The following is a 24,708-nucleotide window of genomic DNA, read 5'->3' as shown; positions in this document are numbered from 1 at the left end:
TCCTATTGTGTCAGTCGTTGCCGCGTGCTCTCGCGAGCCCACTGATCGGCCGTGAGCACGTCTTCGAGCGTTGGCGTCCGGATTGTCTGATGTGCGGAGACGATATCCGAGACGGTATCCACTATGGAAGGAAATGAGATGTGGCCTTTGAGGAAAGCATCCACGCACTCTTCGTTCGCCGCGTTGTAGACAGCGGGTGAGGTCCCGCCCTCCGCGCCGACCTGGCGGGCGAGCTGGACGGCCGGGAACGCCTCGTCGTCCAGGGGGAAGAGCTCCCAGGTGTGGGCCTGGGTCCAGTCCACCCCGTACTCGGGCCGGTCGATGCGGTCGGGCCACGTCAGGCCCAGCGCGATCGGCAGCCGCATGTCCGGCGGGCTGGCCTGGGCGAGGGTGGAACCGTCGACGAATTCCACCATCGAGTGGATGACGGACTGCGGATGCACCATCACCGTGATCCGGTCGAAGGGGATGTCGAAGAGGAGATGCGCCTCGATCACCTCAAGGCCCTTGTTCACCAACGTGGCGGAATTCACCGTGATGACCGGGCCCATCGCCCAGGTCGGATGCGCGAGGGCGTCCTGGACGGTGACCTTCTCCAGTTCCGCCCGCGTCCTGCCGCGGAACGGCCCGCCGCTCGCGGTGACGACCAGGCGGCGCACCTCCTCGGCCCGCCCTCCGACGAGGCACTGGGCGAGCGCGGAGTGCTCGGAGTCGACCGGCACGATCTGGCCGGGCTTCGCCTTGGCCTTCACCAGCGGGCCGCCCACGATGAGCGACTCCTTGTTGGCGAGGGCGAGCGTGCTGCCGGCGTCGAGCGCGGCGAGCGTCGAGGCGAGGCCCAGCGCGCCCGTCACTCCGTTGAGGACGACGTCGCACGGGTGCGCGGCGACCTCGGCCACCGCCTCCGGCCCCGCGAGGATCTTGGGGATGCGGTACTCGCCCTTGCTGAACCCGCGCTTGGCGGCCTCGGCGTAGAAGGCGAGCTGGAGGTCCTGCGCCGCGGTCGCCTTGGCCACCGCCACCACCTCGGGCTGGAACTCCAGCGCCTGGGCGGCCAGCAGCTCGACCTTCGCGCCGCCCGCGGCCAGGCCGACGACCCGGAAGCGGCCGGGCTCGCGCCGGGCGATGTCGAGGGCCTGCGTGCCGATGGATCCGGTCGAACCGAGGACGACGATCTCCTTGACGCCCCCGGGGGCTCCTGTCTCCGCCACTGAAAACACCCTCCTCGATCGCCGACCGCGCGCCCTCATTCTGCCGGGGGGACGCACCCGTCATGCAAGTTCACCAAAAGTAGTCACGCGAACACGTCGAGTGCTGCACACTGTCTCGTCATGGGTAAGGAGGGCTGGATCGCGGCGTGCGCCGCCGTACTGGTCGGTCTTTCGCCGATGGCGCCCGCAGGGGGGACCGCGATCCCGTCCTCCGAACCCGTGGTCTCGCACGTCCTGCCTTCGGGCAAGGCGCACCGCGCGAGGGTCCTGCGCTACTGGACCGCCGACAGGATGGTCGGCGCGGTCAGCCCCGTCGTGCCCCGCGCGCACCGGCGCGGGACCGCGGGCGGCGCGCCGCCGGCCCGGCAGAGCCACGGCGCGGTGTGGCCGCTCGACGGCGGCGTCGTCCCGTCGGTCGGGAAGGTCTTCTTCACGATGGACGGCAAGGACTACCTGTGCTCGGGCGCGGTCGTGCGCAGCGCCAGCCGCGATCTCGTCGTCACCGCGGGACACTGCGCGCTCGGCACCGGCGGCCGGTGGGCCGACAACTGGATCTTCGTGCCGGCCTACCGGGAGGGCGGCGGCCCGGAAGGCGGCTTCACCGCTCGGCTCATGGCGGTGCCCGACCAGTGGGCGTCATCGGGAGACGACGACTACGACGTGGCGATGATCGCGCTGCACTCCTCGCGCAGCGGACACGTCGCCGACCTCATGGGCGCCAACGCCGTCGCCTTCGGCGTCCCGCGCGGCCGCCCGGTGCACGCGTTCGGCTACCCGGCCGAAGGCAGGTACGACGGCGAACGGCTCGCCTACTGTGCCGGGAGGCCCCAGCCCGACCCGCACCACGCGACGGTCGCCCAGGGGCTGCACTGCGACCTCACCCAGGGCTCCAGCGGCGGCCCCTGGTTCACCGGCTTCGACCCGCGCTCGGGCACCGGGACCATCGCCTCGATCAGCAGCTTCAAGTACGCCGACGACGGCGTCACCATGTACGGGCCGTACTTCGGCGACGCGATCCGCCGGCTGTACGTCCGCATGGAGCGCCTGTAGGTGCACGGGCGGCGTGAACGGCGGAGTAGGGGCCGGGAAGGGCGGGCACTGCCCTTCCCGGCACGCTCTCACAGCTCCAGGCCGGTCAGCACCATGACCTTGTCGAAGGTGTAGTCGGCCATCGTGCTGGCGACGCCCTCGCGGCCGACGCCGGACTTCTTGACGCCGCCGTACGGCATCTGGTCGGCGCGGTAGGACGGGACGTCGCCGATGATCACACCGCCGACCTCGAGCTCGCGCTGCGCCTTGAACGCCACGTCGAGGCTGCGGGTGAAGACGCCCGCCTGGAGCCCGTACCGGGAGTCGTTGACCTTGGCGAAGGCCGCGTCGACGTCGGCGACCCGCTCGACGAGCAGGACGGGGCCGAAGATCTCCTCGCAGGACACCCTGGCGGTCTCCGGCACGTCGGCCAGGACCGTCGGGGCGTAGCTCGCGCCCTCGCGCTTGCCGCCGGTGAGGATGGTGGCGCCGGACTCCTCGACCCAGGCCTCGACGCGCTTCGCGGCGTCCTCGTCGACGAGCGGGCCGACCTGGGTGGCGTCGTCCCACGGGTCGCCGGTGACGAGGGACTCGACCTCGGCGACGAGCTTCGGCACGAACGCGTCATAGACGTCGCCCACGGCGTAGACCCGCTGGACGGCGATGCAGGACTGGCCCGCCTGGTAGTTGGAGAAGAGGGCGGTGCGCTTGGCGGCCCAGTCGAGGTCGGCGTCGCCGCAGACGACCGCCGCGGCGTTGCCGCCGAGCTCCAGCACCACGTGCTTGCGCGGCACGGAGTCCTGGATGGCGTAGCCGACGGGGCCGGAGCCGGTGAACGACACGACCGGCAGGCGGTCGTCGGAGGTGAGGGCCGCGGCGCGGTCGTTCGGCACGGGAAGGACCGAGACCATGCCCTTCGGCAGGTCCGTCTCGGCGAGGATCTCACCCAGGACCAGCGCCGACAGCGGGGTCTTCGGCGCGGGCTTCACGATCACCGGGGCGCCGACCGCGATCGCGGGCGCGACCTTGTGCGCGGTGAGGTTCAGCGGGAAGTTGAACGGGGTGATCGCCAGCACGGCGCCGTGCGGCACCTTCGCCACGTAGGCGAGGCGGCCTTCGGCGGCCGGGTCGGTGTCGAGCCGCATAGCGGTGCCGCTCCAGCGCCGCGCCTCCTCGGCGGCGAACCGGAACACCGAGATCGCGCGGCCGACCTCGCCGCGCGCCCACAGCAGCGGCTTGCCGTTCTCGCCGGTGATCAGCCGGGCGATCTCCTCCTTGCGCTCCTCCAGGCGGCGCGCGACGTGCGCGAGGGCCTCGGCGCGCACGTGGATCGGCAGGGCCGCGGCCTCCTTGCGGACCGCGTGCGCCGCGGCCACGGCCTCCTCGACCTGGGCCTCGGTGGGCACGGACGCGCGGCCGACCTCCCGCCCGTCCCACGCGTGCGTCACGACGATCTCGTCATCACCCAGGGCGGCCCGCCCGGCCAACCAGAAAGGAGTAGCGCTCATACCTCCACGCTAACCCCGCGGCCCCCGGACCGCCCACTGTCCACTATGGACGCCGCCCGCTCCACAATGGCCCGCCTCCGGAAGCCGGCCCGGAGCCGCCCCCGGGGTCGCCCGCCCGGACGAGGCCCTGCTCATAGGCGAAGACGACGGCGGCGACACGGTCGCGCAGCCCCGTCTTGGCGAGGATGCGGGAGACATGGGTCTTCACCGTCGCCTCCGACAGGTGCAGCCCGCCCGCGATCTCGGCGTTGGACGCGCCCCGCGCGAGCAGCGTGAGGACCTCGCGTTCCCGCTCGGTCAGGGGTGTGAGCCCGTCGCCGCCCGAAGGCGGGACGGAGAGGAAGCGCTCGATCAGCCGCCGGGTGACGGCCGGGGCCAGCAGCGACTGCCCCGCCGCGACCGTCCGGACCGCCTCGGCGAGCTGGCCGGGCGGGGCGTCCTTCAGCAGGAAGCCCGACGCGCCCGCGCGCAGCGCCTCGTAGACGTACCGGTCGAGGTCGAACGTGGTGAGGACGAGGACCGCCGGTTTCACCGCGCCGGCCGCCCGGATCCGGCGGGTCGCCTCGATACCGTCCAATCCCGGCATTCGGATGTCCATGAGCACCACGTCGGGTTCCAGCCGCCGGGTCTCGGCGACCGCCTGGAGCCCGTCGGCGGCCTCCCCGGCGATCTCCATGTCGGGCTGCACGCCGAGCATCGCGGCGAGCCCCGACCTGGCCAGGGCGTGGTCGTCGGCGACGAGGATGCGGATCACGCTCACAGGGTCTCCAGGGGGAGCCGGGCAAGGACGAGGTGGCCGCCGTCCGGCGTAGGGCCTGCCGTCAAGGAGCCACCGTAGAGGCGGGTGCGCTCGCGCATCCCGGCGAGGCCGTACCCGGGCTCCCCGGACGGCTCCGCCGCGCCCCGCGCGTTGTGGACCTCCACCTCGACGCCGGCCGCGCCGTACGTCACGCGGACATCGGTCGCGACGGGGCCCGCGTGCTTGCGGACGTTCGTCAGGGCCTCCTGGACGATCCGGTAGACCGCGAGCTCCAGGCCCGCCGAAAGGTCGCGGCGCTCCCCGTCCTCGGCCAGGCGGACGGGAAGGCCGTCGGCGCAGGCGCGCGCCACGAGGTCGGGCAGAAGGTCGAGGGTCGGCTGCGGGGCGAGCCCTTCGTCGCCGTCAGCGCGCAGCGCCTCCAGCACCAGCCTCATCTCGGCGAGGGCCTCCCGGGCCGTCGCGGCGACCGCGTCCATGTGGCCGCGCGCCCGCTCCGGGTCGACCCGCCCGACCTCGCTGGCCGCGCCCGCGTTGACCGCGATGACCGAAAGGGAGTGCGCGACGACGTCGTGCAGCTCCCGCGCGATCCGCAGCCGTTCGGCGGCGACGGCCTCCTCGGCCCGCTCCCGCACCCGGTCCTCGGCCGCCAGCACCGCGGCCTCCCGCCCGCGCAGCAGCCGCCCGGCCGCCCACGCGCCGCCCACGAAGAAGAACAGGACGACCAGCGACGACGGCTCCACCTCGGCGCCGTAGAAGTGCAGGAACTCCGCTCCCGTCATGCCGCCCGCCGCGAGAGCGAAGCCCGCCGCCGCGCGCGGCAGGGACGCGATGTGGAGCGCGACGGAGAACACCCCGACGAGGATCGACGGGAACGGCGCGACGGTCGCGGGCGAGCCGTCCGCCGTCGCCGCGCGCAGCAGCAGCCCGGCCACCGCGAGCGCCAGGACGGTGAGCGGGGCGCGCCTGCGCAGGGCGAGCGGCACGGTCACCGCGAAGGCGAAGACGAGGTCCGGCCAGAGCCGGTGGGTCCAGGGCTGCGGGATCTCGGCCACCGCCCACGCCGCCAGCAGCGCGGCGAGCGCCAGGTCGGCGCGGGACGGCGGGCGCGGGACGAGACGGGAGAGGAGCCGTCGGGCCGCCCGCGGTCGGGGGCCGGTCGGGTCCGGCGGATCGGCCGGTGCCTGGTGCTGCACGGGCCGAAGGTACCGGGCGAGGCGGGACGAATCCGTCATCCCAGGGGATGAACGGGGTAGGCCGGGCGGCCTACGCGGTCGCCGGGGCGCGACGGATGCGCCCGGGACACGCCGGTTCCTAGGTTCGGAGCCATGAACGCGCATGTGAACCGCCCGTCCGCCCTCGTCGCCGCGACCGCGCTCCTCGGCGGCGCCTCGCTCATCGGCCTCGGCGTCGTCCTGGTCGGCTGGCCCTCGGACACGATCCCCGAGCTGAAGGGCAGCGAGCACGTCGCCCTCGGCTTCCTCGCCGCGGGCCTCGCCCTGCTGATCCCCCCGCTGCTCGCGCTGGGCCGACGCGGCTCGCGGGCCACCGCGATCGCCGCGGGCGCGGTCGCCGTGGGCCATGTGCTCCTCGCCGTCGGCTCGACCGCGTCGAACCTGCACGACGAGGACTACCCCTGGTTCCCCGCGGTCGCCGTCCCGGCCAACGCCGCGCTGCTGTTCGGCCTCCTCACCATGGCCGTCACCCTCTGGCGGGCCGGCTTCCCCCGTCCGTACGCCCTCGGCCTCGGCTTCCTGTGGTTCCTGCTGATCCCGCTCAGCCAGTTCGGCGGCCCCGCCCTCGCAGGCCTCTTCTGGATCCTGCTGCTGCGCGCCCTCTACACCGCGCCTTCCCGGGCCGTCCGCGTCGCGGCCTGACCCGGGCCGTCCCGGACGGCGGGGGACAGCGGTCCCTTCTTCCGTCCGGGACGCCGCGATGGGATGAACCGCACACCTTGTTCTGGGGAGGCGGCGTGGGCGGACGGCGAAGGCTCGTCGGGACGGGACTGGCGGCGGCACTGCTGCTCACCGGATGCGTCATGGAGTACCCCGAGCCGCCCGAGCCGAAGGAGCCGAAGTCGCCTCCCGGCGAGCGGCACGTGACCCGTCCCAAGGAGGCGGGCGGCCTCGTCCGGGTGAGGTTCGTGGACGACCGCTACGACCCCGGCGCGCTGGCCCCCGGCCAGAAGGCCCTCCTCGCCCGCTACCGCGTCCCCGACGTGGACGCGGGCGACGACCTGCACCACGCGCTCGTCCTCGCCGCCGACGCGGCTCCGGGCAAGGCCGAGGAACGCCGGCTGCGGCTGGTAGAGGAGGCCCTGGGCGGCCTGTCCACCTCGACCGTCCTCGACAGGGACGTCGAGCCGGGCCCCCTGGGCGGCAAGACCCTCTGCGGCTGGACCCAGACCCCCGAGGACGGCGAGATCCTCTGCTCCTGGTCAGACGAGACCACCGCCGGAGCCATCGTCTTCCCCAGCGCCGGAGCCCAAGAGGAGGACCTCATCGACATCGCCCGGACCTTCACCGCCATGCGCCACGACATCGTCCGCTGATCCCGCCGCCCGGCGGCGGTGGTCAGATCGGGGGCTTGGGGGAGACGCGGCCCGCGGCGAGGTCCGCGGCGGTGGTGCGGACGGCGGCGTAGAGCTCTTCCGGCGTCAACGCCTCGATCTCGGCGGGGAGGCCGGAGCCGCGCTCGGCGCTGGAGACCGGGCGGGGGCCGCCGAGGAGGACGCGGCCGCCAGTGCCGCGGTGAGGGACGCGACAAGGAACGCCGCTGCGCGCATGGAAGTCCTCCTCGGGTTCGCCGCAGTGAAGCAGCGAGGGCAAGGGGGCGCCAGCCGCGGGCCACTTGAGGCCGGACGTGCAACGCGAAGGAGCGGCGGAGGCGTCAGGGGGCGGGGGCTGAGTAGGAGGGGAGGAGGAACCAGGTGGGAAGGGCGCGGCGGAGGGGTTCCGGGCCGTGCAGGGAGACGCCTCCGTCTCGGAGGGCGGCGGGCCAGGTGAGGGCGCCGCGCCAGAGGTCGACCATGTGGCGGAGCGGGGCGGTGAGGGTGACGGCCACGCCGTGGCCCGGGTCGGTGTCGCAGACGTCGGTGTGGTCGGCGGTGATGACGAGCCACCAGTCGCGGTCGCGCGGGGGCGCGTCGGGGAAGCGGAAGAGGACGACGGTCCGGCCGTCGGGGACGGCGGCGTGGTCGACGCGGCGGTGCAGGTCCCACATCAGGAGGCGGGGGTCGAGGTCGGCGTCGCCGATCCGGCCGATCCACCTGCCGCCCCACGCCGCGAGCGAGTCCACGACCGGCAGGAGGTCGCGGCCCGCCTCGGTGAGGTCGTAGCCGCCGTCGGCCTGCTTGACGGCGATGCCCGCCCGGACGAGCTGCTGAAGCCGCTTCGACAGCAGCGAAGGCGACATGCGGGGCACTCCCCGGCGCAGGTCGCTGAAGGTCCGGCTGCCGAGCAGCATCTCGCGCACGACGAGCATCGTCCAGCGCTCGTCGAGCAGCTCCATCGCCTTGGCGACCGGGCAGAACTGGTGATAGGAGGCTCCCATGCGGGGAGCGTAGGACGGCCTCGCGTCGCCGTTCCAGTACACATCTTGTACTGGAGCGCCCCGGTGGCGGCTTTCTACCGTCGAGTCATGGACACGAGCAGGCAAGGCCCCGAAGACGGGGAACTGAAGGCGCGGCACCGGACGATGTGGGCGCTCGGCGACTACGCGGCGCTCGCCGAGGAGGTCATCGCGGATCTGGGCCCGGTGCTGGTGGCCGCGGCCGGAGTCGGGCCGGGCGACACCGTCCTGGACGTCGCGGCGGGATCGGGCAACGCGGCGATCCCGGCGGCCCGCACGGGGGCGCGGGTGGTCGCGAGCGACCTCACCCCGGAGCTGCTGGCGGCCGGACGGAAGAAGGCCGACGCCGAGGGACTGGCCCTGGAGTGGCGCGAGGCCGACGCCGAGGCGCTCCCGTTCGACGACGACTCCTTCGACGCCGTCCTCTCCTGCGTCGGCGTCATGTTCGCCCCCCACCACGAGCGCGCGGCCGCCGAGCTGCTGCGCGTCTGCCGCCCCGGCGGCACGATCGCCCTGCTGAGCTGGACCCCCGAGGGCTTCATCGGCCAGATGTTCGCAGCCATGCGCCCCTACGCCCCGCCGCCCCCGCCCGGCGTCCAGCCGCCCCCCTTGTGGGGCGACTACGCCCACGTCGACGCCCTCCTCGGCGACGCCGTCACCCACGCCACCGCCGTGCGCCGCACCCTCGAGGTCCCGGTCTTCGAGACCCCGGAGTCCTTCCGCGACTACTTCAAATCCCACTACGGCCCCACCATCACCACCTACAGGGCGATCGCCGCCGACCCGTCCCGGGTCGCGGCCCTCGACGACGCCCTCGCCGACCTGGGCCGCCGCCATCTCTCCGCGGGCGCCCCCATGGAATGGGAGTACCTCCTGCTCACCGCCGAGAAGGCCAAGCCCTGACCCCACGGCGACGGGGCACGAACGGGGAGGAAAGAGGGCCGACCGGGCTTCCGGCCGGCCCTCACCGCGTTCCGGCCCCGAAGACCGCGTACACCCATTTGCCGGGACGTGTCCTGACGGCTCCCGTCTCCAAGGCCGTCGCGAGAACGAGGGAGAGTCCCCAGCCGCCGAACTCGTGCTCCTCGGGGAGGCCGTCGATCGCGTCGAGGGTGAGCTCGATTCGCCGCGGCACGGGCTGCTCCGCGGATCCGTCCCAGGCGCCGATCCAGAGGTCGCCGGAGCGCACCCGAAATACCGCGCGAAAGGCGACGACCCGGGATGGTGTGGCGGAACAGGCATTCGTCATCAATTCCGAGGCCGCGAGTTCGATCGCGTCCGCCGCCTCTCCGGCCACGCGCCAGCCCTGGAGCCGAATCCGCAGCATCGCCCGCACCGTCGCCGGCACGTCCGGCGCGGCCAGCGTCTCGATCCGCAGCTCGTCCCCTTCCCTCAGGCCCACCGGAACAGCCCCCCGCTCCGGCCCCCGCGACATCTCCGGCGCCCTCTCATGAACCATGTCCCGTTCCTCCGGTCTTTCGTCGGCTGAATGCCGATCAGGGCTTATCCTGTTGTCCGGTTGGGGCTATCTCCAATGCCTTATAAGGAATGCTTATAATGGTTTCTGGCTGGTCGGCTTATTTCTTGTAGTCTTCGCCCATGGAGACCCACGATCTTTCCGAGGCGATCACGATGATCATGCGCGATCGGGGATGGACCCAGACTTGTCTGGGAAAAGTGTGGGGGCGTACGCAGGCCTGGGTGTCCCTTGTGGTGCACGGGAAACAAGATGTCGGCTTTAGAAAGCTTTCTGACATGTTGGGGCGCGTAGGCTATGAAGTAGTAATACGTCGGAAGCTCGATGAGGCCGAAGTGAAACGACGCGAATTCATCGCAGGCATGGCGAGCGTGCCGCTGGTCCCGAACGCCGACCCGGACCCGTATCGCGATCCCGCTTACGTGGACCTGCTTACGGACAGAGTGAACAAGTCCCTGTTCGACTCCGGTGGATCCGCTTCTCTGCGGTCCGCGACCAGGCATCTGGGAAGGGTCCGGAAGGCCGTCTCCGAAAGCAGGGATCCTCGGCTTCTGAGTTCGGCGTCGTCGCTGGCCAGGCAGGTCGCGCTGGTCCACTACGACTCGGCCGGCCTCCCCGAGGCCGAGGCGATAGCTCGTACCGCTGTGGCATACGCGCATGCCGCGGGCGACGGCGACAAGCAGGTGCTCGCCCTCAACAACCTGGCGATGTTCTGTGCCTATGCGGGCGATGGGCACCGTGGCCAGCAATACGCACGCCGGGCGCTGACGGTTCCCGATGCCTCCCCGGGAAGGGAGGCGCAAGCGCACATGCAGCTCGGCAGGGCGCTGGGTCTTCTCAACGAGAAGCGGGCCTCCGCCACGCATCTGACGCGGGCGCAGCAACTCGGCGCGGACCACCTGCCCGCCCTGGAATGCGCTGACATGACAGGTGGAGTCGGCGTCGCGCTCTACGAGCAAGGCGACTGGGATGCCGCGCGCAGCGTGCTCACCGAGGCCGTCACCCTGATTTCGCCCCTGGCTCCCTTGCTCGGAGCCAACTACCACGCTCGTCAGGTGCAGTCCGCCTTGGGCGCCTCCCAGCCCCTGCTGGCCGCCGAACTGATGGCCCCTTTGGTGCGAGTGGCCCCTTTGGTCTCCTCGGCCCGCCTGGACGGCTACTTGTCCGAGATCCTGAGGCTCTCCGCGCGTTGGCGGAAAGTCCCCGAGGTCGACGACATGTGGCAGCAGCTCCGCGACCTGCTCTTGTGACCGGGCCTCCGTCACAGGGCGCCGCGGCGCCATTCGTGGAGGAGGAGGTAGGCGAGGTAGGTGCCGCCCAGGGCCATGGTGTAGATGCCGACGGGGAGGTCGGGGAAGAGGGGGAGGTGCTGGGAGGCGAGGTCGGCGGCGATGAGGAGGAGCGCGCCGGTCAGGGAGGACAGCAGAAGGTGGGGGCCGGAGGCGCGGGTGAGGCGTTTGGTGATCTGGGGCGCGCAGAGGGCGAGGAAGGCGATGGGTCCCGCGGCCGCCACCGCCGCGCCGGACAGGGCGATCGAGGCGAGGACCGCGACGGTCTTGGTGCGGCCCGGGGCCGCGCCGAGTGACTCCGCGGTCTCGTCGCCCATCTCCACGATCGCCAGTCTCCGGGCGAGGGCGACGGTGAACGGGGCGCAGGCGGCGAGGGCGACGGCGGCGGTGGCGGCGTCGTCCCAGCCGGAGGCGTTGAGGCTGCCGTTGACGTAGGCCTTGAGGACGCCCGCCTTGTCGCGCTCCACCGCGTAGACGACGTACTCGATAAGGGCGTTCGCGATGGCGGCGACGCCGATGCCCGCGACGACGAGCCGGCCGGGGCTGCGGAAGCCCGTGCCGGTCGCGAGGTAGACGAGCAGCATCGCCAGGGCCGCGCCCAGCACCGCGCCCAACGGGACGGGCAGCACCTCGGGGAGCAGCAGCGCGGTCACCGCGGCGCCCGCGCCCGCCCCGGCGCCGAGGCCGATGACGTCGGGGGAGCCGAGCGGGTTGCGGGTGACCGACTGGAACAGCGCCCCCGACAGGCCGAAGGCCGCGCCGACGGCGGCTGCCGTCGCCAGCCGGGGGCCGCGCAGCCGGTTCAGCACGAAGGCGTCCTTGCCGGTGGCCTCGCCCCCGAAGACGGCTCCGGGAAGGTCGGCCAAGGCGATGCCGAGGCGGCCGAGCGTAAGGGTGGCCACAGAGGCGGCCAGGAGAAGCACGACGATGAGCAGCCCCGCGTAAAGGCTGCGCGGGCGGACGGGAAAGGCGACTCCCGGAGCGAGCCGGACGAGGCGCTGTCCGGCCGGGGCCGCTGCCTTGGCGTTCACACCGACCTCCTCATCCTGCGCACGGCGATCAGCAGTGCGGGCGCGCCCACGAACGCGGTCACCACACCGACCATGAGCTCCTGCGGCCGCAGCACGAGCCGTCCGATGACGTCGGCGCCCAGCAGCAGCGACGGCCCGAGCAGCGCGCAGAACCACAGCTGGAGCCGGAAGTCGACGCCGACGAGCGCCCGCACCACATGCGGGACGGCCAGCCCGACGAAGGCGATGGGCCCGACCGCCGCGGTGGCCGCCGCGCCGAGCGCGGTCGCGGCGAGCAGCCCCGCCGCCTTGATCCGCGCGGGTTTCGCGCCGAGGGCGGTCGCCGAGTCGTCGCCGAGCGCCACGGTGTTGAGCGAGCGGCCGAGCAGCAGCGCGACGACCAGGCCCGCCGCGGCCAGCGGCAGCACCGTCCAGAACACGTCGAAGCCGCGCCCGGCGAGCGAGCCGACGACCCAGTACCGGTAGCTGTCGAAGACCTTCGGGTTGCTGAGCGTCACCGCCTGGATGAACGCCGAGAGGATCGCCGAGAGCACGGCCCCGGTGAGCACCAGCCGCACCATTCCGGCGCCGCCGCCGCGCGTCCCGACGACGTAGACGACGAGCCCGGCGAACAGCGCCCCGGGCAGCGACCACAGCAGCGTCGCCAGCTGCCCGGACATCCCCAGGTAGGCCGAGGCGGCGACGATGCTCGCCGACGCCCCCGCGGTGATGCCGAGCATCCCGGGTTCGGCGAGCGGGTTGCGGGTGACGCCCTGCATGAGGCAGCCCGCGACGGCCAGCGACGCCCCGGCCAGGACGCCGAGGACGGTCCGCGGGTAGCGGCTCTCCACGACGGTCGTGAGATACGGGTCGCCGTGGCCGCGCAGCACGTCGAGCACCGCGCCGAACGAGGTGGGGAGGCTGCCGTACATGACGCTGGCGAGCAGCGCCGCGGCCAGCAGCGCGAGCGCGAGCAGGAGGGAGAACGCCAGCCGCGCGGCACCGGGACCTTGTCGTCCGGTGCCGCGCGACGGCGTGATCGCGGGTGCGGTCATGCGCGGTGCTTACTGGGCGGCTTCGGCCTTGGCGACGGCCTCGTCGATCATCGGCAGGAAGCGCTCGATGGCCCACGGCACCGTCAGCGGGTTGATCATCGAGGAGGCGGTGACGAACGGCTGCTCGGTCGGGGCCACGATGGCGCCGTTCTTGATCGCCGGGATCGCCTTGTACAGCGGCTGCGCCTCGATCTCCTCGCGGTTCTTCGCGTCGCTATAGAACGTGAAGATGACGTCGGTGTCCTTGAGCTTGTTGGCGTTCTCCAGGCCGATGGTCGCGGACTCGGTGCCCTCGACCTCCTCGAAGGTGTCGACGATCGGGTCGGGCTTCAGGCCGAGGGCGGCGACCATCTCGGCGCGCTGCTCGGTCGGGAAGAAGACGCCGAGGGTGCCCGGTCCGGTGTTGTAGATGTAGGAGAACTGGTACTTCGCGTAGTCCGGCCGGGTGGCGGCGGCGTCGGCGAGCTGCTTCTTGATGTCGGCGATGAGGTCCGCGCCCTTGTCGGGCTGCCCGAGCGCCTTGGCGACGATGTTGATCTCGTCCTGCCACGGGGTGCTCCACGCCGCGCCCGGGTAGGCGACGACGGGGGCGATGTCGCTCAGCAGGTCGAACTGCTCCTTGGTGACGCCGGACCACGGGGCGAGGATGAGGTCGGGGTCGAGCTCGACGATGGCCTCGATGTCGAGCTCCTCGCCGCCGGTGAACTCCTTGGGCAGTTCGGCGCCCTTGGCGGTGATGGCTTCGTGGACCCACGGGAGGTAGCCGGTGTCGTCGCTGCCCCACGCGTAGTCCTCGACGCCGACCGGGACGTGGCCGAGCGCGATCGCGGTCTCGGCGGCGCCCTGGCCGAGCGTGACGATGCGCTCCGGCTCCTCGGTGATGACGGCGTCGCCGAGCGAGCTGGTGATGGTGACGGGGAACGCCGCGGCGGCGGGGGAGGCCGCGGTGTCCTTCGGGTCGTTCTCGGCGGAGCCGCAGGCGCTCAGCAGGAGGGCGAGCGACGCGGTGGCGGCGGCCACGACGGCGGGACGGCGCAGGGAACGGAGGGTGAGCATGGGGGTCCTAAATCTCAGGGGGCCTTGCACCCGCGCGGCCGGAAAGAGACCGACCGCAAACGGGAGGAACAGCCGACCGCAAGGGCCGGTTAGGTGAGCCTAAGCTAACTTGTCATGGTCGGGCAAGTCGAGATTAGGTTCACCTAACTTGGTCCGTATGGGAGGACCCCGGCGCGTCAGCGCGCGGCGAGCCAGGCGGCGAGGCTCGTCGCCGGACGCCCCGTGGCGCGCTCGACGGTGCGGCTCACGACGGACATCTCGCCCGTGGCGATGGCCTGGTAGGACGTCACCCAGCCCTCGACCTCCCAGGCGGGGGCGCCGTAGATGTCGCGGGAGGCGTAGGCGTCCTCAAGGGTCTCGTCCACGTAGTCGACGCCGAGGAGCAGGGCCGCCTTGGCCATCGTGAGGGCTTCGGGGCCCGTCACGTCGTACCTGCGGCCGCGGTGCACCTCCGGGTTCGCCAGGATCGCGGCGGCGACCGCCGCCACGTCGTCCTGCGCGACGAACGCGCAGCGCCCCTGGTCGGCCGGGCCCTTGATGACCCCGTCGATCGGGAACGCGGCGAGGGCCTCCAGGTACAGGCTGGGGCGCAGGAACGTGAAGTCGAGGCCGGAGGACTTGATGTACTGCTCGGTCGCGTGGTGGTCGCGCGCGAACGTGAAGGTGGCGTCGGGCGCGGCCGAGAGGAACGACAGGTAGACGAGGTGCCGCACCCCGGCCTCCCGCGCCGCGTCCACCGCCGTCCTGTGCTGCTCCACCCGGTTCGCGGCCTCTTTCGCCGAGACGAGGAACAGCGTGGAGACCCCTGTGAACGCCTCGGTGAGTGCCTCGGCGTTGGCGTAGTCGCAGCCTCCGGCGACCTCCGCGCCCGGCAGTTCCGGCGCGCGCGAGGCGTCCCGCACGAGCAGCCGGACCGGGTGGCCCGCCTCGGTGAGCAGTCGCGCGACGCGCCCGCCGATGTTCCCCGTCGCCCCCGTGACACCGATCATGACCGGACCAGCCTTTCGAAGAGATGGTCGAGCGTGCCGTCCGGATCGCCCGTCATGCCGGGGTGGACGGGGCCGGGCTGGACGATGGTGCTGCGGGGGGCGGTGAGCCAGCGGAAGCGCTTGCCGAGCGACTCGCCCGCGGCGTGCTCGTCGCCGGTGCAGTGCGCGCTGATGCCGTCGAGGGCGCGGCGCAGTTCCGCCAGCGGGGCCGCAGGGGCGAACGCGGCGAGCCGCGCCTCGTCGAAGGTGAACCTGACGCCCAGGTAGTCACTCTTCTGGCAGTAGACGACGACCCCGACGTTGAGGCACTCGCCCCGGACGAGGTCGGGGATGAACCGCAGGACCGAGTACTCGTAAGGGTTCACGGGAGCCACGCTCTCGGGTCGGCGGCACGGGCGAGCAGGTGGCGGACGTAGGCCTCGCGGACGGCTTCGGCGTCGTCGAAGCCGGGCTCGCCGGCCAGCCAGCGCTCGGGGATCAGCCCGACGACCTCGCGCAGCACCTCCTCGGTGATCTTCGGCAGCAGGACGGCCTCGGCGCCCTTCACGTCGGACGCCCACGGCTTGAACACGTGGTCGTCGACGTCGTAGGGCCGCTTCAGGAGCTTGTCGGCGGACTTCCACGCGTGGTGGAAGTACAGGCTCGCGCCGTGGTCGATGAGCCAGACGTCGCCGTGCCAGACCAGCATGTTGGGGTTGCGCCAGCTGCGGTCGACGTTGCCGATGAAGGCGTCGAACCACAGGACGCGGCTCGCGAACTCCGCCGAAGGGGTCCAGGCGAGCGGGTCGTAGCCGAGGGAGCCGGGCAGGAAGTCCACGCCGAGGTTCCAGCCGGGGGAGGCGTCCAGGAGGTCCTGGACCTCCTCGTCCGGTTCGTGCTTGGCCATCACCGGATCGAACTCCAGGATGACCAGGTCGGGCACGTCGAAGCCGAGGCGGCGGGCCAGCTCGCCGGCGATGATCTCGGCGTTGAGGGCCTTGCGGCCCTGCCCCGCGCCGGTGAACTTCGCGACATAGGTGCCCAGATCGGCGGCTTCGACGAGCCCGGGAAGGGAGCCGCCCTCACGGAGCGGCAGGACGTACCGGGTGGCTTGGACTATCGGCAACACCCGCCAAGGCTACTGGTGCGGGCGCCGGGTCACCATTCACCTACAGCGTGGATGTCCCGTCCTTCAGGGCGGGGGGAAACGCGGCGCATCGCCGCACCGGCTTACAGATGTAAGCCTCCTGTGTAAGGTCTTTTTCGTGAGGTCGGCGTTCAAGTGCCGGGCGTACCCGGACCCCGAACAGGAAGCGGTGCTGAACCGCACATTCGGGTGCGTCCGCCTTGTGTGGAACCAGACTCTTGCTGAGCGGCACGCCCGTTACCACGGCGAGGGCAAGACGACCTCTACAGGGAGACCGACGCGGCCCTCACGGTGTTGAAGAAGACAGCCGAGTTCGCGTTCCTGAACGAGGTGTCGTCGGTGCCTTTGCAGCAGACGCTGCGGCATCAGCACGTCGCGTTCCAGAGTTTCTTCGCGGGGCGTGCTCGCTACCCGCGTTTCAAGTCGCGGCACGGCCGTCAGTCCGCGCACTACACCCGGTCGGCGTTCCGGATGCGGGACGGTGAACTGTGGCTGGCCAAGACCGGCAGCCCGCTTCGTGTCGCGTGGTCCTGGCCCCACCTGGATCTCGCCGCGTTGAACCCGACCATGGTGGTCGTGTCCCGGGAGCCGGACGACCGCTGGTTCGTGACGTTCGCCGTCGACATGGACGACCCCGCCCCTCTGCCCGAGACCGGGCAGGCGGTCGGCGTCGACCTTGGGTTGAAGGACTTCGCGGTCACCAGCGACGGCGAGCACATCGCCCACCCCCGCCACATGGACCGGCACGAACGGCGGCTGAAGCGCTACCAGCGGATGATGGCCCGTAAGAAGAAGGGGTCGGCGAACCGGGCCAAGGCCCGCCGCAAGGTCGCCCGCCAGCACTCCCGCGTCGCCGACGCACGCCGGGACTTTCTCCACAAGGTCAGCACCGATCTGATCCGCCGCTTCGACGTGATCGCGGTCGAGGACCTGAACGTGGCGGGCATGGTCAAGAACCGGAGTCTGGCCCGCTCGATCTCCCAGACGGGCTGGGGCGAGTTCCGGGCCATGCTTGAACACAAGGCGCTCTTGGCGGGACGCCGGTTTGTGGTGATCGACCGGTGGTATCCGTCCAGCAAGACGTGCTCGGGTTGCGGGCACCTGCTGTCCCGTCTCGACTTGAGCACTCGCCACTGGCAGTGCCCTTCCTGCGGCGCCCGGCATGACCGGGACCACAACGCCGCCAAGAACATCAGAGCGGCCGGGCTGGCCGTGCTCGCCTGTGGAGCGGACGTGAGACCGGCGGGGACATCCCCGGGGCAGACCGCGACGAAGCAGGAACCCCGACCCGCGAGGGAAGGAATCCCCGCCCTTTAGGGCGGCGGAGGAAGTCAAGGCATGTAGATCTGGTAGGCCACGGTGATCCGGCCCTTGCCGTTGAACCTCAGGCCCCACTGGGGGTTCATGGCGGGGTGGTCGACGGCCTTGGCCAGGCCCTTGAGCCCGGTGCGCTTCATCTTCACGCCGCCGACGTCGGAGGTGTAGAGCACGCAGATCTGGGCGTTCTTGGCGAACAGCACGGTCTTCTTCTTGCCGGTCGGCACGTGGACGTACATGTCGACCTCCTCGATGTACTTGCGCTTGGTGTACCGGCCGCTGAGCGCTCCGTACGGGTGCTTCCTGGTGACCTTGCCCACGCCGCCGGGCCGGACGTCGATGACCTTCTTGAACGAGGGCATCTTGTCGGTGGTGCAGACCCCGGCCGCGCTCGCGGGGGAGGTGACCGCGAGCGGGGCCAGGGCGACGGCTGAGGCGACGGCGACAGCGGCAAAAGTGCGCATTTGCTCCCAATCTTGGTGAAGTCCGGGAGGTTCGATGCGTGGTGGTTCCTTGTGGTTCACACCTTGGCGAGCACTTCTTCGGCGAACCGCTCCATGGTGGCGATCTTGAGCTCCACCCCGTCGCCGAACTTCTCCCGCTCCTGCGGCGTGGCCGTCCACCAGGGCGCGGCCAGCGTCGAGGCGACGCCCCGGTCGCGCCACTTGCGGTACAGCTCGGCCGACGGCATCGCGCCGATCGGCGCGACCACGTCGAAGCCGTCCAAGGAGCGGCCCTGCTCGGCAAGGAAGCCTTCCAGGCGCACCAGAAGCGCCTCCAGGTCGTCCTCCCGGTAGACCCGGTTGCCGATCCAGCCGTCCCCGATGCGGGCCGCCCGGCGCAGCGCGACGTCGCTGTCCCCGCCGATGTAGACGGGGACGGGCGCGCGCGGCACCGGCGCGATCCGCAGGGGGCCGAAGTCGAAGAACTCGCCGTGGTGCTCGACCTCGCCCCCGCGCCACACCTCCTGCAGCGCGGGGATCATCTCGTCGAACCTGCGGCCCCGGGTGTGGAAGTCCTGCCCGGTCTGCAGGAACTCGTCCTTGCACCAGCCGACGCCCGCCGCGAAGCGCACCCGCTCGTTCGAGAGGTACGCCGCGGTGGAGACCGCCTTGGCGACGGTGAAGAAGTCCCGCGCGACCGGAATGTAGACGTTCGGCGCGAACTTCACCCGCTCGGTGACCGCCGACATCGCGCCGATCGTCACCCACACGTCCGGCCAGTGCGTCTCCGGCTCGTAAGGCGGCGCGCCCGTCTTGGAGTACGGGTACTTCGCCTCGTAGTCGGCGTAGAAGATGTGGTCGGACAGGGTGACGGTGTCGTAGCCCAGGCGGTCGGCCGCCTGGGCCAGCGGCACGTACTCGTCGGCGTCGGCGAACGACGAACCGAGCCAGAAGCGCATCTTTTCCGGTCTCTTCTCGAAGGCGGGTCAGTCCGAGAACTCGGGGATGACGTGCTCGGCGAACATCTCCAGGTTCCGCTTGACCGTGTCGAGCGGCAGGACGCCCTGCTGGCCCTGCATGAACAGGCCGAACCACTCGAGGTCGGGCATCCGGTCGAGCATGCGCTGGATGCCGCGCTTGACGTCGTCGGGCGTGCCCAGGAGGGCCATCTCGACGTCGTTCATGCGCTTGAAGTCGCCCTTCTCGGCGCTGATCGGCTTGAACTTGTCGTCCTCCTTCTTGCGGAGGACCTCCAGGTAGCCGAACGGGCCGAAGAAGGACGCGAAGTCCTTCTGCATGCCCTTGCCGAAGGTCTCGATGGCCTGTTCCTTGGTGTCGGCCATGCCCACGATCTTCAGGATGCCGGTGTGCTCACCGAGCTTGTAGATCTTGCCGAGCTTCGCGCACTCGTCCTGGTAGAGCTTGGCCTTCTTGGCGTGCTCGTCGGGGTTCGGGGTGAACATCCAGGGGAGGATGCCCTCCTGCGCGGCGCGGATGACCGAGCGGTCGGAGACGGTGAACGGCTGCCACAGCTCCGGGTGCGGGTACTGGTACGGCTTCGGGCAGACCGAGATGCCCTGGATGACGCCCTCGTCGTCGATCTCGCCGGGGGTGCCGAACTTGCGGGTCCAGTCGCCGGCGGGCCAGCCCTCGATGCCGGAGAAGGGCTTCGGCACCTCGTAGTCGAGGACGTCGCTCTTGTAGCGCAGGAGGTCCTCGGACCAGGCCAGCTTCATGATCTTCAGGACTTCGCCGAAGACGTCGAAGTTGCGGTTGTCGGTGGCCGAGCCGTCCGAGCGGGCGGCGACGGCGTCCCAGCGCTGGCCGAGGACCTGCATCCAGCGGTTCTGGTAGCCGCGCGCGACGCCCAGGCGCAGGCGGCCCTTGGAGAAGTGGTCGAGCAGGGCGACGTCCTCGGCCGCGCGGATCGGGTCCCAGGCGGGGAGCACGATGCCCAGCGGGGCGAGCAGGATGCGCTCGGTGCGGGCGGCGAGGTCGGTGAGGAACATCAGCGGGTTCACCGAGAACTCGAAGCCCTCGGAGTGGAAGTGGTGCTCGGTCATCATGAGCGCGTGGAACCCGACCTGGTCGGCGAGCACGGCGATCTCGCGGACCTCGTTCAGCAGGTTCTGGTACGACTCCACGTCCCGGCCGATCGGCCGCTTGGCCACCGCGTTCTCCTCGGCGGCCCAGCCCGAACCCGGTATCTGCGGGTTGAGGAAGATCGAGAACTTCACGGCGCATGCTCCTCGCGGTCGACGGCGTCCGAGCCGGATTCGGCTGCCGCAAGTCTGGCAGTGGCCGCCTGAACAAGCAAGCGCTTGGGCGATTACTTCCCCCGATGTGACCCGCCGCACACTTCGGCGGTGCGCAAAGGCCCGGCCGAAATGCCGCAGGCCCCCGTTCCCGGTGCGGAACGGGGGCCTGCGGTCACGCGGCGGGCCCGGATCAGTTGCCCATGCCCTTCGGGCCGAGATTGCGCTCGATCGAGTTGAGCGTCTGGCCGTTCAGCGCGGCGATCACCTGGAACGGCGTCAGCACCTGGACCTCGGTGTAGCCCATCCAGAACCGCGCGGTGGTCTGCCCGGCCGGGACGACTGCCTTGCCGCCGTTGTTGAACGTGAGGTTCCCCGGAAGGGTCGAGCTGAGCTGGATCGTGATCCCGCAGTTCGGGGCCGGCTTGTCGATGTCGATGTTGCCGACCAGGCCCTCGGCGCGGCCGATGGAGGAGTCCACGATCGCGTCGAAGTGCAGGTGGAACTCGGTCAGCGCGTACCCAGCGGGGTTGGCGGCGTTGACGCAGTCGTCTGGCATCACGGTGAGCGTCTTGCTCAGCTTGACGCCGCCCAGGCTCACCCCGATCTTGACGCCGGTCGCGGCGTTGACCCCGTTGGTGGTGATCTTGAACGTCGCCTTCTTCGCGCCCGCGGCGATCTTCACCGAGTACGGCACCTCCGCCAGGTACGAGCCGGAGGTGAGCAGCACGGTACGGCCGGCCGCGGGCGCCGCCGCGTTGAGCCCCACCGTGGCGGTGACCACGGTGCCGCCGACGGGGGCGGCGTTGCCGAACGCCAGCGAGGCCACCCAGATCTTCGGCCGCAGCGTCAGCTTCTTGACGAGCTTCTTGCCGTTGAGGGCGGCGGTGATGGCCACCGCGCGCTTCTTGGCGGTCGTCTTGGTGGTGACGGTGAACTTCGCCGTCTTCTGGCCGGCCTTCACCTTGACGAACGTCGGGACCTTGACGAACGCGGCGTTCTTCGACGTGAGGGCCACCTTGACGCCGCCCGCGGGGGCGGCGGCGGTGAGCTTGATCGTCGCGGTGGTCTTCTTGCCGCCGACCAGCGGGTTGGCGGCGAACGTCAGCGCGGCGGGCTTGGGTTTGGCCGCGCGCAGGTGCACGGCTTCGGCGACGGCTTCGAGGTTGCCGCCGCCCGTCGCGGCGACGGCCGTGCCGCCCGAGACGGCGAGCGCCACGGCGACCGCGCCGCCGATGAACACTCTCTTGAGCTGACGGGACATCCGACCGCCTCCATGATCTTCGTGAGCAAACAGGGCATCTTTCCGCTTGATCGCGATCCCTGTCCAGGCGAACGGATTAACGGAAGATAACGACCTGTCCGCCGCGTCGGTCATCGGGCGGTTCGTGTCACCGTGCGTCCGGCGGGGCCACGACGACGGGGATGCGAGGGAAGGTCACGGTGGCGGTGCGGGTGACGCCGCCGGCCCACACGCGGACCTTCACCTTGATCTCCTCGCTCTCGAAGGGCCGGGTGGGGTGGGCGATCTCCCCGGATCTGCCCCAGGGCACCTTGACGCTCTGCTCGGGACCGAACTCCGTCTCCAGCCGCACGATCGTCCCGCCCTTGGGGGCGTTCTGGTTGAGGCGGACCCGGAGCATGGGATCGACTCCGTCGTGGCGCACCTCGATCCCGGCCAGGTACACCTTCGCCGACACCCGGAGCGTCCCGGCCGCCTTGCCGCCGTTCAACGCGGCGGTGACGCGGATGTCGTGGTATTCGGCGCCGGACTTCGTGGTGATGCGGAACTTCGCGCTCTCGCGGCCCGCGGCGACCCGCACCGACGAGGGGACCTTCGCCCACGCGTTCTTCTTCGCCGTCACGGAGACGCGAGCGCCTCCCGAGGGCGCGGGGGCGGTGAGCCTGACGGTCGCCCACACGGACCCGTTGTCGGTCACCGTCTTCTTGCCGAACGTGAGCGAGGCGGGCCGGGCCTTGGCGGCGCGCTCGGGCGCGACTGCCGTCGCGCCGCCGGGTACGGCGAGCGCGAGGGCGGTCGCGGCGCAGAGGAGCGCGCTGAGGAGTCTGCGGGGCATCCGGCTGCCCTCCATGATCTTCGGAAGCGGGGGCGATATCGTGATGCCTCACACCAGACCATGTCAGGCAATTGGATTTCTGGACGATAACGACATTTCTTCTGTTACTGCTGTGCGGCCGCCTTGGCCGCCTTGTGCTCGCGGCGGGCGAGTTGGGTGAGCCAGGTGCGCAGGACGTGCAGGAACTCGGCTGGGCGCTCCTCGTGCAGGCGGTGGCCGTTGCCGGGGAAGACGTGGGTCTCCGCGCCGAGCGCGTCGCGCTCCCAGGCCGCGCGCTCGGGGTCGGCCCACAGGGCGAGGACGGGCTGGGTCCGGCCCGCGAGGTAGGCCTCGGACTGCGGGCGGACGCCGAACTGGCCGTCGGCGACGAACAGGGCGGTGAAGACCTCGGCGAGGACGTGCGGGGCGGTGCCCAGCAGCTTGCGCTCGTGCCAGGTCTTGACCACCGGGGGAGTCGCCGGGGTGTAGAGGGTCGCGTCCATCGCGAGGGCGGTCTCGTGGGTGTTCGCGCGCAGGCCGTCGGCGTAGCCGGACATGAAGGACGCGATGTCCTCGTGCAGCCCGTAGCCCGGGTCGACGGCGACGACGCCGCGCACCAGCGCCGGGTGCTCGACCGCGAGCACGCTCACCACCTGGCCGCCGAGCGAGTGCCCGACGGCGACCGCGCGCTCCACGCCGAGACGGGCGAGCAGCGCGGCGAGGTCCGCGGCCATCTCGCGCGGCACGTTGCCCTCGGCCGGGACGGAGCTGTAGCCGTGCCCGCGCAGGTCGGGGGCGATGACGCGGAAGTCCTTCGCGAGGTCGGGCAGATGCCACACCCAGTCGTGGGAGTCGGCGCCCATGCCGTGCACGAGCAGCAGGACGTCGGCGTCGCGGGGGCCGTCGTCGGTGTAGAAGAGGCGGACGTCGCGGACTTCGGCGAACGGCATGGACGGCCTCCTTGAGCAAGCAATTGCTTGGTAGGGTAGCGGATATGCGCCTCGGCATCACGATGTTCGCCACCGATCAGACCATGCCGCCCCACGAGCTGGCCATCGCCGTCGAAGAACGCGGCTTCTCTTCCCTGTACCTCCCCGAGCACACCCACATCCCGACGTCCCGGCTGACCCCTCCGGCGGCCACCTTGGAGACGTCGGGGGTGGGCGCCTCAGGATTCCTGCGCGGCACCTCAGGGGACGAGACCCTCTCGGAGTCGTACGCGCGCACCCTCGACCCGTTCGTCTCCCTGGCCATGGCCGCGTCCGTCACGTCCACGCTGACGCTCGGCACGGGCATCGCGCTCCTGGCGCAGCGCGAGCCGATCGTGACGGCCAAGGCGGTCGCGACCCTTCAGCACCTGTCCGGGGGCAGGTTCGTGCTGGGCGCCGGATACGGGTGGAACGTCGAGGAGGCCGCCGACCACGGCGTCGTCTGGCACGAGCGGCGCGCCCTCGTCGGCGAGCGGATCGAGGCGATGCGCGCGCTGTGGCGCGACGAGATCGCCTCCTACAAAGGCGACCACGTGTCCTTCGGCCCGAGCTGGGCCTGGCCGAAGGCCGACGTGCCGGTCCTGCTCGGCGGGGGCGGCGGCCCGAAGCTCTTCGCCGCGATCGCCGCGCACGGCGACGGCTGGATGCCGATCGGCGGCGCCGGGATCACCGAGGCGCTGCCGAAGCTCGCCGCCGCCTACGAGGCGGCGGGACGGGACCCGGAGACGGCGGTCGTCATCCCCTTCGGCACCCTGCCGAACCCGGGCAAACTCGACCACTTCGCCCGGCTCGGCCTTCCCGAGGCCGTCCTGCGGGTGCGGTCCGGGACCCGCGACGCCGTGCTGCGCGAGCTCGACGCCCACACCCGCTTCCTGGCCCGCTGATCAGGCGTCCTGCTCCCCGGGCATCAGGTGCAGCGGGGTGACGAACATGGCCGTCGCCTCGACCGTCACCTTGCCGTCCGGCGTGGTGATCCGCCCCTCGGCCCAGCTCTTGCGGCCCTCGCGCCGGGAGATCTCGGCGTGCAGCGTGAGCGGCACGCGCAGCGGCGTCGGCCTGCGGTAGCGCAGGTCCAGCGTGGCGGTGAAACCGGGGATGCCCGACAGTCCCGAGGTCATGCCGAGCAGCTGGTCGAGGACCGCGGCGCTGATCCCGCCGTGCACGAGGCCGGGCGGGCCCTCGTAGACCTCGTCGAGCGTGAACTCCGAGCGGACCGAGCCGTCCGGCAGCACCTCGCACGGAATCGGCGGCGCGACCGGGTTGACCGCGCCGGTGACGGGGTTGCCGAGCTGGCGCGACATCCCGCTGGCGGCCAGGCCGTCGGCCGGGGTCTCGGCCATCGGCGCGGCGGCGAGGCGGGCGGCGTTCAGCCGGTCGGTCAGTTCCCTGACCTCGCCGGCGATCGCGTCGATCTCGGCGTCGGGCACGTCGGTGAGCACGGTGGCGTCAATGAGGGCGCGCACCTCCTCGGCGAGGCGCGCGCGCACGGCGACCCGCTCCTCACCGAGGAACGCCCGGTCCTGCGGATAGACGGTCGGGGGGAGAGCGGTCGTCATGGGGGTCACTCCTG

At 71.4% G+C, this 24,708-nt stretch carries 26 protein-coding genes and 1 pseudogene; 7 read left to right on the top strand and 20 right to left on the bottom strand.

What is annotated here, in order from left to right; genetic code table 11:
* Positions 1-2: 2 nt before the first annotated feature.
* On the bottom strand, positions 3-1,250 hold the full coding sequence (gene dxr, locus ACYVOM_RS01025) for a 1-deoxy-D-xylulose-5-phosphate reductoisomerase (protein WP_460301262.1): 1,248 nt from the start codon (positions 1,248-1,250) through the stop codon (positions 3-5).
* Between the two features lie 81 nt (positions 1,251-1,331).
* Between dxr and ACYVOM_RS01020 the strand changes: the two genes are divergently transcribed.
* Positions 1,332-2,261 (top strand): trypsin-like serine peptidase, encoded by a 930-nt coding sequence (locus tag ACYVOM_RS01020; protein ID WP_460301261.1) that lies wholly within the window; start codon positions 1,332-1,334, stop codon positions 2,259-2,261.
* A gap of 68 nt (positions 2,262-2,329) precedes the next feature.
* Here the strand turns inward: ACYVOM_RS01020 and ACYVOM_RS01015 are convergent, their stop codons facing one another.
* The 3 genes from ACYVOM_RS01015 to ACYVOM_RS01005 are packed head-to-tail and all read right to left on the bottom strand — an operon-like array spanning position 2,330 to position 5,701.
* The gene (locus ACYVOM_RS01015; protein WP_460301260.1) at positions 2,330-3,748 is read right to left on the bottom strand and encodes an aldehyde dehydrogenase family protein; all 1,419 of its coding nucleotides are present in this window, start codon (positions 3,746-3,748) and stop codon (positions 2,330-2,332) included.
* A 43-nt stretch (positions 3,749-3,791) separates the two neighbouring features.
* Positions 3,792-4,502: a response regulator gene (locus ACYVOM_RS01010; RefSeq protein WP_460302326.1), complete on the bottom strand. Its 711-nt coding sequence runs from the start codon at positions 4,500-4,502 to the stop codon at positions 3,792-3,794.
* A gap of 2 nt (positions 4,503-4,504) precedes the next feature.
* Positions 4,505-5,701 carry a sensor histidine kinase gene (locus ACYVOM_RS01005; RefSeq protein ID WP_460301259.1) on the bottom strand — a complete coding sequence of 399 codons (1,197 nt, stop codon included), beginning with the start codon at positions 5,699-5,701 and terminating at the stop codon, positions 4,505-4,507.
* Positions 5,702-5,833: 132 nt separating this feature from the next.
* Between ACYVOM_RS01005 and ACYVOM_RS01000 the strand changes: the two genes are divergently transcribed.
* Both ACYVOM_RS01000 and ACYVOM_RS00995 read left to right on the top strand, forming a co-directional pair.
* Positions 5,834-6,382 (top strand): hypothetical protein, encoded by a 549-nt coding sequence (locus ACYVOM_RS01000; protein WP_460301258.1) that lies wholly within the window; start codon positions 5,834-5,836, stop codon positions 6,380-6,382.
* A 95-nt stretch (positions 6,383-6,477) separates the two neighbouring features.
* Positions 6,478-7,056 (top strand): hypothetical protein, encoded by a 579-nt coding sequence (locus tag ACYVOM_RS00995; RefSeq protein ID WP_460301257.1) that lies wholly within the window; start codon positions 6,478-6,480, stop codon positions 7,054-7,056.
* A 22-nt stretch (positions 7,057-7,078) separates the two neighbouring features.
* Here ACYVOM_RS00995 and ACYVOM_RS00990 read toward each other — a convergent pair whose 3' ends face one another.
* Together ACYVOM_RS00990 and ACYVOM_RS00985 are read right to left on the bottom strand one after the other, a co-directional pair.
* Positions 7,079-7,333 (bottom strand): hypothetical protein, encoded by a 255-nt coding sequence (locus ACYVOM_RS00990; protein ID WP_460301256.1) that lies wholly within the window; start codon positions 7,331-7,333, stop codon positions 7,079-7,081.
* A 61-nt stretch (positions 7,334-7,394) separates the two neighbouring features.
* On the bottom strand, positions 7,395-8,057 hold the full coding sequence (locus ACYVOM_RS00985; RefSeq protein WP_460301255.1) for a winged helix-turn-helix transcriptional regulator: 663 nt from the start codon (positions 8,055-8,057) through the stop codon (positions 7,395-7,397).
* An 87-nt stretch (positions 8,058-8,144) separates the two neighbouring features.
* On the opposite strand from ACYVOM_RS00985, the gene ACYVOM_RS00980 reads away from it, so the two are divergent.
* Positions 8,145-8,978: a class I SAM-dependent methyltransferase gene (locus tag ACYVOM_RS00980; protein WP_460301254.1), complete on the top strand. Its 834-nt coding sequence runs from the start codon at positions 8,145-8,147 to the stop codon at positions 8,976-8,978.
* A gap of 61 nt (positions 8,979-9,039) precedes the next feature.
* Here the strand turns inward: ACYVOM_RS00980 and ACYVOM_RS00975 are convergent, their stop codons facing one another.
* Positions 9,040-9,534 (bottom strand): hypothetical protein, encoded by a 495-nt coding sequence (locus ACYVOM_RS00975; RefSeq protein WP_460301253.1) that lies wholly within the window; start codon positions 9,532-9,534, stop codon positions 9,040-9,042.
* Between the two features lie 140 nt (positions 9,535-9,674).
* Here ACYVOM_RS00975 and ACYVOM_RS00970 point away from each other — a divergent pair, with 140 nt between their 5' ends.
* Positions 9,675-10,802, top strand: a complete 1,128-nt coding sequence (locus ACYVOM_RS00970; protein ID WP_460301252.1) for a hypothetical protein — start codon at positions 9,675-9,677, stop codon at positions 10,800-10,802.
* An 11-nt stretch (positions 10,803-10,813) separates the two neighbouring features.
* Here the strand turns inward: ACYVOM_RS00970 and ACYVOM_RS00965 are convergent, their stop codons facing one another.
* The 6 genes from ACYVOM_RS00965 to ACYVOM_RS00940 all read right to left on the bottom strand — a co-directional run bounded on the left by ACYVOM_RS00965 (position 10,814) and on the right by ACYVOM_RS00940 (position 16,059).
* Positions 10,814-11,872, bottom strand: a complete 1,059-nt coding sequence (locus ACYVOM_RS00965; RefSeq protein WP_460301251.1) for a FecCD family ABC transporter permease — start codon at positions 11,870-11,872, stop codon at positions 10,814-10,816.
* Positions 11,869-12,906, bottom strand: a complete 1,038-nt coding sequence (locus ACYVOM_RS00960; RefSeq protein ID WP_460301250.1) for a FecCD family ABC transporter permease — start codon at positions 12,904-12,906, stop codon at positions 11,869-11,871. Before ACYVOM_RS00960 ends, ACYVOM_RS00965 begins: the two co-directional genes overlap by 4 nt.
* Positions 12,907-12,915: 9 nt before the next feature.
* Positions 12,916-13,962 (bottom strand): iron-siderophore ABC transporter substrate-binding protein, encoded by a 1,047-nt coding sequence (locus ACYVOM_RS00955; protein ID WP_460301249.1) that lies wholly within the window; start codon positions 13,960-13,962, stop codon positions 12,916-12,918.
* Positions 13,963-14,138: 176 nt separating this feature from the next.
* Positions 14,139-14,951, bottom strand: a complete 813-nt coding sequence (locus ACYVOM_RS00950) for an SDR family oxidoreductase (RefSeq protein ID WP_460301248.1) — start codon at positions 14,949-14,951, stop codon at positions 14,139-14,141.
* Entirely contained in the window at positions 14,948-15,316 is a 369-nt protein-coding gene (locus ACYVOM_RS00945; RefSeq protein ID WP_460301247.1) for a DUF3037 domain-containing protein, read from the bottom strand. Before ACYVOM_RS00945 ends, ACYVOM_RS00950 begins: the two co-directional genes overlap by 4 nt.
* Positions 15,313-16,059, bottom strand: coding sequence for a HipA family kinase (locus tag ACYVOM_RS00940; protein WP_460301246.1), 747 nt, complete (start codon positions 16,057-16,059; stop codon positions 15,313-15,315). The genes ACYVOM_RS00945 and ACYVOM_RS00940 overlap by 4 nt, the downstream gene beginning before the upstream one ends.
* A 136-nt stretch (positions 16,060-16,195) precedes the next feature.
* Here ACYVOM_RS00940 and ACYVOM_RS00935 point away from each other — a divergent pair.
* Positions 16,196-17,394, top strand: a pseudogene (locus ACYVOM_RS00935) (RNA-guided endonuclease InsQ/TnpB family protein).
* A 14-nt stretch (positions 17,395-17,408) separates the two neighbouring features.
* Here the strand turns inward: ACYVOM_RS00935 and ACYVOM_RS00930 are convergent.
* The 6 genes from ACYVOM_RS00930 to ACYVOM_RS00905 all read right to left on the bottom strand — a co-directional run bounded on the left by ACYVOM_RS00930 (position 17,409) and on the right by ACYVOM_RS00905 (position 23,099).
* Positions 17,409-17,858: a hypothetical protein gene (locus ACYVOM_RS00930; protein WP_460301245.1), complete on the bottom strand. Its 450-nt coding sequence runs from the start codon at positions 17,856-17,858 to the stop codon at positions 17,409-17,411.
* 56 nt (positions 17,859-17,914) lie between these two features.
* Positions 17,915-18,796, bottom strand: a complete 882-nt coding sequence (locus ACYVOM_RS00925) for a TIGR03619 family F420-dependent LLM class oxidoreductase (RefSeq protein WP_460301244.1) — start codon at positions 18,794-18,796, stop codon at positions 17,915-17,917.
* Positions 18,797-18,823: 27 nt separating this feature from the next.
* Complete coding sequence (locus ACYVOM_RS00920; protein WP_460301243.1) at positions 18,824-20,074, bottom strand: LLM class flavin-dependent oxidoreductase; 1,251 nt, start codon at positions 20,072-20,074, stop codon at positions 18,824-18,826.
* A gap of 211 nt (positions 20,075-20,285) precedes the next feature.
* Complete coding sequence (locus tag ACYVOM_RS00915) at positions 20,286-21,356, bottom strand: hypothetical protein (RefSeq protein WP_460301242.1); 1,071 nt, start codon at positions 21,354-21,356, stop codon at positions 20,286-20,288.
* 127 nt (positions 21,357-21,483) lie between these two features.
* A complete protein-coding gene (locus ACYVOM_RS00910; RefSeq protein WP_460301241.1) occupies positions 21,484-22,170 on the bottom strand; it encodes a hypothetical protein in 687 nt (228 codons plus the stop codon).
* Positions 22,171-22,274: 104 nt separating this feature from the next.
* Positions 22,275-23,099 (bottom strand): alpha/beta fold hydrolase, encoded by an 825-nt coding sequence (locus ACYVOM_RS00905; RefSeq protein ID WP_460301240.1) that lies wholly within the window; start codon positions 23,097-23,099, stop codon positions 22,275-22,277.
* A 44-nt stretch (positions 23,100-23,143) separates the two neighbouring features.
* On the opposite strand from ACYVOM_RS00905, the gene ACYVOM_RS00900 reads away from it, so the two are divergent.
* Positions 23,144-24,022: a TIGR03619 family F420-dependent LLM class oxidoreductase gene (locus ACYVOM_RS00900; RefSeq protein ID WP_460301239.1), complete on the top strand. Its 879-nt coding sequence runs from the start codon at positions 23,144-23,146 to the stop codon at positions 24,020-24,022.
* On the opposite strand, the gene ACYVOM_RS00895 is transcribed toward ACYVOM_RS00900, so the two are convergent.
* Positions 24,023-24,694: a PaaI family thioesterase gene (locus ACYVOM_RS00895; RefSeq protein ID WP_460301238.1), complete on the bottom strand. Its 672-nt coding sequence runs from the start codon at positions 24,692-24,694 to the stop codon at positions 24,023-24,025.
* Positions 24,695-24,708: the final 14 nt, after the last annotated feature.

This window comes from Actinocorallia aurea, from assembly GCF_054783995.1.
Note: the sequence above shows the minus strand (reverse complement) of the source record. Positions and strands in the feature narration are given on the sequence as shown.

What these genes read in the sequence shown, in the direction of transcription:
- dxr (WP_460301262.1), bottom strand. Translation starts at nt 1,250, where the DNA reads ATGAGGGCGCGCGGTCGGCGATCGAGGAGGGTGTTTTCAGTGGCGGAG.
- ACYVOM_RS01020 (WP_460301261.1), top strand. Translation starts at nt 1,332, where the DNA reads ATGGGTAAGGAGGGCTGGATCGCGGCGTGCGCCGCCGTACTGGTCGGT.
- ACYVOM_RS01015 (WP_460301260.1), bottom strand. Translation starts at nt 3,748, where the DNA reads ATGAGCGCTACTCCTTTCTGGTTGGCCGGGCGGGCCGCCCTGGGTGAT.
- ACYVOM_RS01000 (WP_460301258.1), top strand. Translation starts at nt 5,834, where the DNA reads ATGAACGCGCATGTGAACCGCCCGTCCGCCCTCGTCGCCGCGACCGCG.
- ACYVOM_RS00985 (WP_460301255.1), bottom strand. Translation starts at nt 8,057, where the DNA reads ATGGGAGCCTCCTATCACCAGTTCTGCCCGGTCGCCAAGGCGATGGAG.
- ACYVOM_RS00980 (WP_460301254.1), top strand. Translation starts at nt 8,145, where the DNA reads ATGGACACGAGCAGGCAAGGCCCCGAAGACGGGGAACTGAAGGCGCGG.
- ACYVOM_RS00975 (WP_460301253.1), bottom strand. Translation starts at nt 9,534, where the DNA reads ATGGTTCATGAGAGGGCGCCGGAGATGTCGCGGGGGCCGGAGCGGGGG.
- ACYVOM_RS00970 (WP_460301252.1), top strand. Translation starts at nt 9,675, where the DNA reads ATGGAGACCCACGATCTTTCCGAGGCGATCACGATGATCATGCGCGAT.
- ACYVOM_RS00960 (WP_460301250.1), bottom strand. Translation starts at nt 12,906, where the DNA reads ATGACCGCACCCGCGATCACGCCGTCGCGCGGCACCGGACGACAAGGT.
- ACYVOM_RS00955 (WP_460301249.1), bottom strand. Translation starts at nt 13,962, where the DNA reads ATGCTCACCCTCCGTTCCCTGCGCCGTCCCGCCGTCGTGGCCGCCGCC.
- ACYVOM_RS00950 (WP_460301248.1), bottom strand. Translation starts at nt 14,951, where the DNA reads ATGATCGGTGTCACGGGGGCGACGGGGAACATCGGCGGGCGCGTCGCG.
- ACYVOM_RS00930 (WP_460301245.1), bottom strand. Translation starts at nt 17,858, where the DNA reads ATGCGCACTTTTGCCGCTGTCGCCGTCGCCTCAGCCGTCGCCCTGGCC.
- ACYVOM_RS00925 (WP_460301244.1), bottom strand. Translation starts at nt 18,796, where the DNA reads ATGCGCTTCTGGCTCGGTTCGTCGTTCGCCGACGCCGACGAGTACGTG.
- ACYVOM_RS00915 (WP_460301242.1), bottom strand. Translation starts at nt 21,356, where the DNA reads ATGTCCCGTCAGCTCAAGAGAGTGTTCATCGGCGGCGCGGTCGCCGTG.
- ACYVOM_RS00910 (WP_460301241.1), bottom strand. Translation starts at nt 22,170, where the DNA reads ATGCCCCGCAGACTCCTCAGCGCGCTCCTCTGCGCCGCGACCGCCCTC.
- ACYVOM_RS00905 (WP_460301240.1), bottom strand. Translation starts at nt 23,099, where the DNA reads ATGCCGTTCGCCGAAGTCCGCGACGTCCGCCTCTTCTACACCGACGAC.
- ACYVOM_RS00900 (WP_460301239.1), top strand. Translation starts at nt 23,144, where the DNA reads ATGCGCCTCGGCATCACGATGTTCGCCACCGATCAGACCATGCCGCCC.
- ACYVOM_RS00895 (WP_460301238.1), bottom strand. Translation starts at nt 24,694, where the DNA reads ATGACGACCGCTCTCCCCCCGACCGTCTATCCGCAGGACCGGGCGTTC.